The sequence below is a fragment of the Synergistaceae bacterium genome, from assembly GCA_012728235.1.
GTDB lineage: Bacteria > Synergistota > Synergistia > Synergistales > Synergistaceae > JAAYFL01.
In genome coordinates, this window is record JAAYFL010000041.1 from 25,201 (window position 1) to 31,295 (window position 6,095).

The 6,095-nt window shown below is 42.2% G+C and carries 8 protein-coding genes; 5 read left to right on the forward strand and 3 right to left on the reverse strand.

Features of this window, described 5'->3' with window-relative positions:
- Window positions 1–2 precede the first annotated feature (2 nt).
- Both GXZ13_03675 and GXZ13_03680 read right to left on the reverse strand, forming a co-directional pair.
- Window positions 3–344 carry a hypothetical protein gene (locus tag GXZ13_03675; protein NLX74937.1) on the reverse strand — a complete coding sequence of 114 codons (342 nt, stop codon included), beginning with the start codon at window positions 342–344 and terminating at the stop codon, window positions 3–5.
- A 19-nt stretch (window positions 345–363) separates the two neighbouring features.
- Window positions 364–975, reverse strand: a complete 612-nt coding sequence (locus GXZ13_03680) for a V-type ATP synthase subunit D (protein ID NLX74938.1) — start codon at window positions 973–975, stop codon at window positions 364–366.
- Between the two features lie 176 nt (window positions 976–1,151).
- On the opposite strand from GXZ13_03680, the gene GXZ13_03685 reads away from it, so the two are divergent.
- From GXZ13_03685 to GXZ13_03705, 5 genes are all read left to right on the forward strand, one after another.
- The gene (locus GXZ13_03685) at window positions 1,152–2,138 is read left to right on the forward strand and encodes a TIGR00303 family protein (GenBank protein ID NLX74939.1); all 987 of its coding nucleotides are present in this window, start codon (window positions 1,152–1,154) and stop codon (window positions 2,136–2,138) included.
- Between the two features lie 206 nt (window positions 2,139–2,344).
- Entirely contained in the window at window positions 2,345–2,578 is a 234-nt protein-coding gene (locus GXZ13_03690) for a hypothetical protein (protein ID NLX74940.1), read from the forward strand.
- Window positions 2,551–3,432 (forward strand): 4-hydroxy-tetrahydrodipicolinate synthase, encoded by an 882-nt coding sequence (locus tag GXZ13_03695; GenBank protein NLX74941.1) that lies wholly within the window; start codon window positions 2,551–2,553, stop codon window positions 3,430–3,432. The genes GXZ13_03690 and GXZ13_03695 overlap by 28 nt, the downstream gene beginning before the upstream one ends.
- 17 nt (window positions 3,433–3,449) lie before the next feature.
- The gene (locus tag GXZ13_03700; protein ID NLX74942.1) at window positions 3,450–4,211 is read left to right on the forward strand and encodes a 4-hydroxy-tetrahydrodipicolinate reductase; all 762 of its coding nucleotides are present in this window, start codon (window positions 3,450–3,452) and stop codon (window positions 4,209–4,211) included.
- 13 nt (window positions 4,212–4,224) lie between these two features.
- Complete coding sequence (locus GXZ13_03705; protein ID NLX74943.1) at window positions 4,225–5,214, forward strand: diaminopimelate dehydrogenase; 990 nt, start codon at window positions 4,225–4,227, stop codon at window positions 5,212–5,214.
- 100 nt (window positions 5,215–5,314) lie between these two features.
- On the opposite strand, the gene GXZ13_03710 is transcribed toward GXZ13_03705, so the two are convergent.
- Window positions 5,315–6,019 carry a M23 family metallopeptidase gene (locus tag GXZ13_03710; protein ID NLX74944.1) on the reverse strand — a complete coding sequence of 235 codons (705 nt, stop codon included), beginning with the start codon at window positions 6,017–6,019 and terminating at the stop codon, window positions 5,315–5,317.
- Window positions 6,020–6,095: the final 76 nt, after the last annotated feature.

Genomic DNA, 6,095 nt, shown 5'->3' on the forward strand with positions numbered 1-6,095 from the left:
AATTATATACTTCCTTTATTTATATATTTTTCTGCTATTTCAGAAGCCATAAAATTTATTACCGGGTCAGAATTTTCTTCAAATCTCTTCTGAATTCTGGCACTGTCCTCTTTACTCATTTCATAAATCTGTTTGGCTTCGATGTTTGCAGAGCTCATGGCTGTTTCTACTATGCCTTTGGCTTGCTCTCTTGCACTGTTCATCTGAGATGTACGCTCTTTGGCAAATTTTTCCTGTGTTGAATGGAATAAGCTCTCTGATTCTTTTTTTGAGTCGCTTACGATGCGTTTAGCTTCCGCTTCCGCTCCCAGAAGCACTGCAAGTACTTCATTCAATGTGCTCATCGTTCTACCTCCGCTCTAACTAGCCTAATTTTTCTTGTGCCAACTTCATTCTTATAAAATCGTCTCTTTCTCCCTCTTCAAGAACGTCAGATATAAATCTGATGTCTGCTTTGTTTGAAGGTATGACGATTTTCTCAAGGGCGTTTACCCTTCTATGTGTCTTTCTGATTTGAATGGCAAGCCTATAAACACTGGTCTCTACTTCCGCAAGTCTTGCCACTAGGGACATTACCTTTTTAAACTGCACATAAACAGCGTCCATCGCGCCAGTGGAGCCGTGAAAAGAATAGCTCGGAACTGTTTTTGTATCTATAGGGTCAACATCGGGAATTTCGACTCCCATAATAGAATGCAAGCGAACTGTTATGTCATTTGTTAGGGGGACCGATTCAGAAATGTCTTCAACTGTATCTATTCCGATGGATATGTTTGCCTTCTCCAGAGCTCTATAAGCATCTCTAAAAGTTGTCTCGATTTCACTTTGAATTTCTTTGGCTGAATCTATAAAGCGCACTAACTCTTTCATCAGGACCTGTCGTTTTTGGTCTAAGAGTTCGTGACCGGATTGTGCCATTTTTAAGGAATGTTTGAGTTTAACAAGATTGCCCCTTGTTGCAGCAAGCTTAGCCATCTAAAATATCCCCCCAGTCGTCAAAATTAAAAAAATATGTTAAAACTATATCTGTTCTTTTTACATAAAATCAAGAGTGAAATAGCTGATTTGTAAAATACAAGAAATAGAATTAGAAAAGCTTAAAAACTAGACTATAACTTTGATATCATACATCTAACAGGGGGAAATGTAAAATGTTTATGCTCTTTATGGGAGAAACAAAAATAGCTGAAATTCCGGGACTATCAGTGGCCGGAGCGAATTTGGAAGTACTGCCTTATACCGCTCCTGCCGACGCAGATTTACTGTTTTTTGAAAGACCGAAAGTAATAGATGCCGTACCGGTGGACCCATTCGGACATCCCACTCCGGCAATCGTGACCAAAGCGGCTATTTTGGAAGGGAAGTTTCCAGTATCTGTGGTTCAGACAGGCGCATCAATTGCACCTGTGGCGCCCTTTTATAAATTAACGGACATTCCTGGAGGAGACTCAAGAAAGGGAGCTGCTGTTTTGAACGTGGAAGAAATTAACAGCAAGGCAACCCAACTGGCAAAAGAAATTGCTAAAGAAAACAAAAGAATTGTTATAGGCGAGTCTATACCAGGAGGAACCACAACAGCTCTCCTTCTGCTCAGAGCTTTAGGCTACAATGGCATGGTATCTTCAGCTGGACCTGTGAACCCCTGTTCGCTGAAAGAGGAGATTTGGAAAGAAGTTTCTTCGCGTTTAGGAATTGAAGTCGGTGGATTAAAAGGCAAGGGGCTTGACGCAGCAGCTGAAGTCGGAGATCCCATGCAAGTTGGTGTTGCCTCATTTGTTTCCGCACTGCCTAATGATGTTGAAGTCATCTTGGCTGGGGGGACTCAAATGTCTGCAGTAGCTGCGCTAATAAGAGATATGGGCATAACAAGAAAGATGATGATAGCAACCACAAAATATGTTATTCAAGACGAAACAAACTGCTTTGAAAAATATGCAAAAATGGCAAACGTTGATTATTATGTCGCTCCCATAGATCTTAGCGGTTCAAAATATACGGGACTCTCAGATTATGAAAAGGGATATGTTAAAGAGGGAGTCGGTATGGGAGGAGCAGTTTGGTATGCGCTTCAGAATGGCGCTACCATGGAAGATATTGTAAATAGGGTAGAAGAGCTATACGAGGGGTTCCTCTCTTAATTTAAACTTATTTAAAATATTTTAGAGCTTGACGACACTCCGTTATGGAGTGTCGTCTTTTTATGGGATTTTTGTGCGATACGAAATGTTAAATATGTAAACGCTCGAAATACGTTTATTTGACAAAGGAGCTATTGAGTATATATAATTTCAAGCACATTGATAGAGGCGTGATTATCATTAGTATCCGGTGGAGGCGGTGGCCGATGAACCCGGGGAAAGGGAGAATCACCGAAGGGCGTGCCAGACATGGTTCGCTGCTGGGACGGGATAGAATATATTCCGGACTCCTGCCGTATTTTATATGGCAGTGGCGCTATCGGTTGCAGCTTTTACTTAAGTTTTGTTGCATCGATAGATGTGATTTTTTTATCGCCGATATCATAGTAAAGCTGCGAAGGAGGACAAAAACATGGCGATATTTAAAGGGTGTGGAGTAGCTCTCGCTACCCCGTTTTTAAGTGACGGAAGCATCGATTTCAAAAGATACGAAGAACTCATCGAATGGCAAATCTCAGAAGGCATTGACGCGATAATATCATGCGGAACTACAGGAGAAGCCTCAACTACCAATGACGAAGAACATATCAAAATAATTAAATTCTGTGTCGATGTGACGGCAGGAAGAGTTCCTGTTATTGCCGGCGTTGGGAGCAACGACACAAGACATGGCATTGATCTTGCAGTAGAGGCTGAAAAAACCGGAGCAGATGCACTGCTTCTGGTAACGCCTTACTACAACAAATGTTCACAAGAGGGACTTATCAGGCATTACAATGTCACAGCTGATTCAGTAAACATTCCGTCTATACTGTATTCCGTTCCCGGAAGAACAGCGGTAAACATTGCGCCTCAGACTGTAAAAGAGCTCGCAAAAAACCCCAAAATAGTGGCGATTAAAGAAGCCAGCGGCAACATCGCGCAAGTTGCAGAAATAGCAAGACTTGTGCCGGAGGGTTTTGGTATTTATTCCGGAAACGACGATATGGTAGTACCCCTTATGTCATTAGGCGGTATAGGATACATTTCCGTTGTTGCTAACGTAGCCCCTGCAGATTCTGTAAAAATGACGAAAAGCTATTTTGACGGAGACATTGAAACAGCCAGAAAACTTCAGTTGGATATGAAGCCTCTTATTGATGCACTTTTTGCCGATGTCAACCCGATCCCGGTCAAAATGGCTCTTTCAATGATGGGAAAATGTTTGCCTGTGTATAGGCTGCCCCTCTGTCCGCCAAGTGAAGCGGTAACGGAGCGAATCAGGCGCGAGATGACTGCCTATGGCCTCATATAGAACAGGAGTGTGATTTTATGATTAATGTAATGCTGCATGGCTGCAAAGGAAGAATGGGGCAGGCCATAGAAAAAATAATCGAGAATACCGAAGGAATGAGAGTTGCTTGCGGTGTGGACAAAGCAGTAGACGGAACGGAATCATATCCGGCTTTTACAAAAATATCAGACTGTAATGTGCCGGCAGACGTCGTATTGGACTTTTCCCACTTCAGCGCAATACCATCTCTGCTTGAATATTGCACTGAAAAAAATCTTCCTGTCGTAGTCGCAACGACTTCTCTCGGCAGCGAAGAAGAGGCCGCTGTTATGAATGCTGCTGAGGCTATACCTGTCTTTTATTCATTCAACATGTCTCTTGGCATAAACGTTATTGCGGAACTTTTTTCAACCATAGTTCCCGTTTTGGAAAACGATTTTGACGTTGAAATAATCGACAACCATCACAACAAAAAAAAGGATTCGCCCAGCGGGACGGCGCTTCTTCTTGCAGATGCCATAAATGAAAACTGCGAGAAAAAGAAAAGATATATATATGGCAGACACACAAAAGATGACGACAGAACCAGAGATATTATAGGCATCCACTCAATAAGAGGCGGAACAACGCCTGGAGTGCATACAGTTCTTTTTGCCGGAGATGATGAGTTGATTGAGATTACTCACACGGCACTGTCACGCAATATCTTTGCAAAAGGCGCTGTAAAAGCTGCAGCTTTTTTGGCGAAACAGGCAAAAGGATTGTACTCCATGAAGGATCTTATTGCTCTTCGCAAATGAGGGGAGAGTGCTTATGAGTAAAATAAGAATAGCAATTCTAGGATATGGCAACTTGGGACGAGGTGTCGAATTGGCAGTGGCTCAGAATGAGGATATGGAGCTTGTAGGAATTTTTACGAGAAGAGAGCCCTCCGATATAAAAAAGGCTAGGAAAGAAAGTTCTGTCTATAACGTAAAAGATATAATGAATTTTAAGGAAAAAGTGGATGTCTTGATACTTTGCGGAGGCAGCGCAAGTGATTTGTTGGGAAAAAGCTTGGAGTATGCAAAACACTTCAATACCGTAGACAGCTTTGACAATCATGGCAAAATTCCGGAATACTTTAAAGAAATGGACGATACAGCTAAAGAACATGGCAATCTTTCACTTATTTCGACCGGATGGGATCCGGGGCTCTTCTCTCTAAATAGACTTATATCTCAAGCCGTGCTTCCATCTGGCAACAGCTATACATTTTGGGGGAAAGGATTAAGCCAAGGACATTCCGAAGCAGTGCGAAGAGTGGAAGGCGTAAAGTATGGAGTGCAATACACCATCCCAATCGAAAGCAAAGTGCAAAGCGTGAGAAATTCTGAAAACCCGCCATACTCTGCCGCAGCAATGCACAAAAGAGAGTGTTATGTTGTTGCAAAAGAGGGTTACGACAAAGAGAGCATTAGAAATACGATAGTAAACATGCCCAACTACTTCGCAGATTATGACACAACAGTCAATTTCATTTCTGAGGAAGAGTTTTTAAGAGAGCATCAGGGAATGGGGCATGGAGGATTTGTAATAAGAAGCGGTGTGACCGGAGTAGACAAGGAGAACAGTCAGGTTTATGAGTTTTCTTTAAAGCTTGAATCAAATCCGGAATTTACTGCAAGTGTTATAGTCGCATATGCGAGAGCAGTTCATAGAATGGCAGCAAATGGCGCAAGTGGAGCAGTAACTGTTTTTGATATCCCCCCAGCACTCATTTCACCTGTTTCCAATGAAGAACTGCGCAAGCTAATTTTATAAATATAAAAGTTTTAAAATTATATTTAAGACAAAACAACGGCCGCACTTAATTTGCAAAAGAAGCGGCCGTTGTTTCTATCTATGTTTTCGTTGACTGATATTAATCTAAGACTATTTTTTCTATTTTATTTTCCAACAGAGGCGCCGGATCAAAATACTCTCCGTTCCAAGCGAGGCTGAAATGGAGATGCGGGCCAGTCACTCTTCCCGTTTGTCCCGACAATCCCAATACAGTCCCTGCTTTTACCTCCTGATTTTCTTTCACTTCAATCTTTGACATGTGGCAATAAAAGGAGATTAATCCAGCTCCGTGGTTGAGCATTACGAATTTGCCGGCAAACCAGTAATCTCCCATCAACACAACTGTGCCGTCTGCCGCCGCCTTAATTGGCGTGCCTGTTGCGGCTCTCATGTCAAGACCGTTGTGTCGTCCCTTAAGCTCTCCATTGAAATACCTGCTTTTACCATAAGGCGAGGTATAAATCCCCGGTACGGGCCGCACGAGTGGAAGTTTTGGCGCCTTACCTGGTGTTACGGTGGTTAGAGCTTTTTTCGTTAACTCCGTTTCTTTTCTCACTCTTTCCAAAGCTTCTTTTGAAAGTTGAGTCATTGTAGGAGACACGGTAAGTTTTTCTGAAGGATAGATCTTTTCGGCCAATTCAACCTCATACTCTTTTGTCTTTACTACAGAGTCCTCTGTCCAATAAATTTTTATCTGTTGTGGTCCAGGTTTTGTATTTTTTAAGTCTGTCCCGATTAGGGAACTATATTCATTCCCATCTTCCGTTGAGTTTACTGGCAACAAAAACACACTGTGATTTTGCCATCTAAGTCGTACTGATTGAGCGTTCTTCGGTAGGATGAAATCAACGGTAATGGGC

Excerpts from the sequence above, each read along its gene's own strand:
- GXZ13_03700 (NLX74942.1), top strand. The coding sequence starts at position 3,450 with ATGATTAATGTAATGCTGCATGGCTGCAAAGGAAGAATGGGGCAGGCC.
- GXZ13_03690 (NLX74940.1), top strand. The coding sequence starts at position 2,345 with ATGAACCCGGGGAAAGGGAGAATCACCGAAGGGCGTGCCAGACATGGT.
- GXZ13_03705 (NLX74943.1), top strand. The coding sequence starts at position 4,225 with ATGAGTAAAATAAGAATAGCAATTCTAGGATATGGCAACTTGGGACGA.
- GXZ13_03675 (NLX74937.1), bottom strand. The coding sequence starts at position 344 with ATGAGCACATTGAATGAAGTACTTGCAGTGCTTCTGGGAGCGGAAGCG.
- GXZ13_03680 (NLX74938.1), bottom strand. The coding sequence starts at position 975 with ATGGCTAAGCTTGCTGCAACAAGGGGCAATCTTGTTAAACTCAAACAT.
- GXZ13_03695 (NLX74941.1), top strand. The coding sequence starts at position 2,551 with ATGGCGATATTTAAAGGGTGTGGAGTAGCTCTCGCTACCCCGTTTTTA.
- GXZ13_03685 (NLX74939.1), top strand. The coding sequence starts at position 1,152 with ATGTTTATGCTCTTTATGGGAGAAACAAAAATAGCTGAAATTCCGGGA.